Source organism: Mesorhizobium sp. M4B.F.Ca.ET.089.01.1.1 (assembly GCF_004022605.1).
GTDB lineage: Bacteria > Pseudomonadota > Alphaproteobacteria > Rhizobiales > Rhizobiaceae > Mesorhizobium > Mesorhizobium abyssinicae.
Genome location: NZ_RZOS01000646.1, coordinates 1 through 2,426 on the forward strand (window position 1 = coordinate 1; position 2,426 = coordinate 2,426).

The 2,426-nt window shown below is 66.7% G+C and carries 3 protein-coding genes; all 3 read right to left on the reverse strand.

Annotated features, from left to right (window positions below):
- The coding region (locus EN780_RS32120; RefSeq protein ID WP_128276284.1) for an amidohydrolase at window positions 1–575 on the reverse strand (575 nt) is incomplete at its 3' end.
- Window positions 576–675: 100 nt separating this feature from the next.
- Window positions 676–1,872, reverse strand: a complete 1,197-nt coding sequence (locus EN780_RS32125) for a diaminopropionate ammonia-lyase (protein ID WP_128276285.1) — start codon at window positions 1,870–1,872, stop codon at window positions 676–678.
- Window positions 1,873–2,078: 206 nt separating this feature from the next.
- A partial coding sequence (locus EN780_RS32130; RefSeq protein ID WP_128276286.1) for a M20/M25/M40 family metallo-hydrolase occupies window positions 2,079–2,426 on the reverse strand: 348 nt, incomplete at its 5' end.

Here is a 2,426-nt window from a genome sequence, read left to right on the forward strand (position 1 = left end):
ACACCCTTCAGCACGATCTCGAAATTGTCCTCGGCCGACATGATCGGCCCGACGCGGGTCTCGAAATGGCCAATGGGCAGGCCAGGCATGTTGTGCAGGCCGAAGATCTCCTCGAAGGGGAAGCGCTCGAGGAGCCCGTCGTCCAGCATTGCGAGCGCACCCCTGCCCCACTCCTCGGCCGGCTGGAAGATGAAGCGCACCGTGCCGTCGAAGCCGCCTTCATTGGCGAGCAGCTTGGCCGCGCCGAGCAGCATCGAGGTGTGGCCGTCATGGCCGCAGGCATGCATGGTGCCGGGCGTCTGCGAGCGGTAGTCCATCGTGCCCTGCTCGGCGATGCGAAGCGCGTCCATGTCGGCGCGCAGCGCGATCGCGCGGTTGCCGCTGCCCCTGGTCAGCGTGCCGACGACGCCGGTGCCGCCAATACCCTCGGCGACCTCCAGCCCGAATTCGCGTAGTTTTTCGGCGACGAAAGCGGCGGTGCGCTTCTCCTCGAAACCGAACTCGGGATGGTTGTGGAGATCATGCCGCCACGCCGTCATCTCGCGGTGCAGTGCCAGTTCGTCGAGCTTGGCCATCTTCGTCCCTAAGTCTGTTCTCTACGCATCCGGACGGAAAGCTACGGCGAAGTCGCCAAGCCTGCTACGGCGAAGTCGCCGAGCCTGCTACGGCGAAGCTTCAGGCAAGCTGCATCAGCACGTCGTCCGGCCTCACGCCGACCAGTTCGGCATAGCGGCCGGCGTCGGTCGCTCCTTCCGAGTTGACGACGAGCACGCGCGAATGGCTGTCGAGGCCGAGTGCCGTCCGCATATGCCTGTCGCCTGCCGCGCGGATCAGTCCGGCGAGCCCCGCACCGCCGCTCTCGCCGGAGATGATTGCCGGATCGTTGCCCAAGGGTCGCGCCAGCCGCCTCATCACGGCGACCGCATCCTCTTCCTCCACCGTCATGAAGGCATCGCCGACGCGCGCCAGCACGCGCCAGGCGACCAGGGACGGCTCAGCGCATTCGAGCATCGCCATCACCGTCGACTGCTGGTGCGCGATCGTTGCCGGACGTCCGGCTTCAGCCGAGGCGTAGACGCAAGCCGAGCGCCCCGGCTCGACCACCACGGCCTTCGGCCGCCGCCCGCCAAGCATGATCGCCATATGGCCGGCGATCGCCGCGGCGAAGCCGCCGACGCCGGCTTGCAGAAAGACATGCGTGGGCGGCTCGGCCATGTGCCGCAGCGTCTCGCGCACGATCACCGTATAGCCCTGCATGACCAGGCCGGGGACCCGTTCATAGCCCGGCCAGGACGTGTTGGAGACGATCTTCCAACCGCGCTCGGCGCCGACGCGGGCGACTTCGCGCACCGCATGATCGTAGCCGCCCTCGACCTGGACGATCTCGGCGCCGAAGCGGGCGATGGCAGCGACACGCTCACGGCTTACGCCAGCATGGACGAAGATCACAGAGCGCGCGCCGACCAGGCCGGCGCCCTGCGCGACCGAGCGGCCATGATTGCCGTCGGTGGCGCAGACAAAGATCATGCCGGACGCGATCTCGCGCACCTTGGCGTCGTTGATCTCGCCGATATCGACGGTGCGACCGAGCCATTTGCCTGCCTCCTCCAGCACCAGCCGGATGACGGCATAGGCGCCACCCAGCGCCTTGAAGGAGCCGAGGCCGAGACGCTGGCCCTCGTCCTTGACGTGCAGTGCCGCGATGCCGAGCTCATCAGCCAGTGCCGGCAAGGCGTGCAGCGGCGTTTCGGCATGGTTGTGCCGCGCCTTGAGATAGTGCTCGGCCCGCTCGCTTCCCGCCACGCCGAGGGACTCGGCATCGGCCGCAACCAACGGCTGGTTGTGTTCGGGTCGTTGGTTGAGCAGCAGCATGGCATTCTTTCTTCGAGGCACTGAACTTATTGGCGCGCGCGAAAATTCGCTGTCTAAACTCGCTGAATGATTGAAGTTTGTTTCGGCCCGATGTCGCCGGATGCGAACCCCTGCGAGACTCGACGCCTTCGGCCTGACTATTTTTGGTGGTGTCATGGCTTGGCAACACTGTGCCGTCGAAGCCGGCGATCCGCGTTTTCTGCTGCTCAATCGACCGCCAATCGCGCGGCGACGCCGAGCAGAATGTTGGCGCCGGCAACAAGTTCGCCGGCGGCGGTGAACTCTGCCGGGTTGTGGCTGATGCCGCCGCGGCTCGGCACGAAGATCATCGCGGACGGCGCGATGCGCGCAATCATCTGTGCGTCGTGGCCGGCGCCCGAGGTGATGCGCCGGCAGGATAGGCCGGCGGCTCCGGCAATCTCCTCGATCAGCGAGACGATGCCGGCATCGAAGGTCACCGGCTCGAAACGCGCCAGGCTTTCAGCCTGGACGGTGACGCCGGCGCCTGCTGCAAGGTCGTCGAGAAGGGCGGCGAGCGCCGCCTCTTCCTCGCG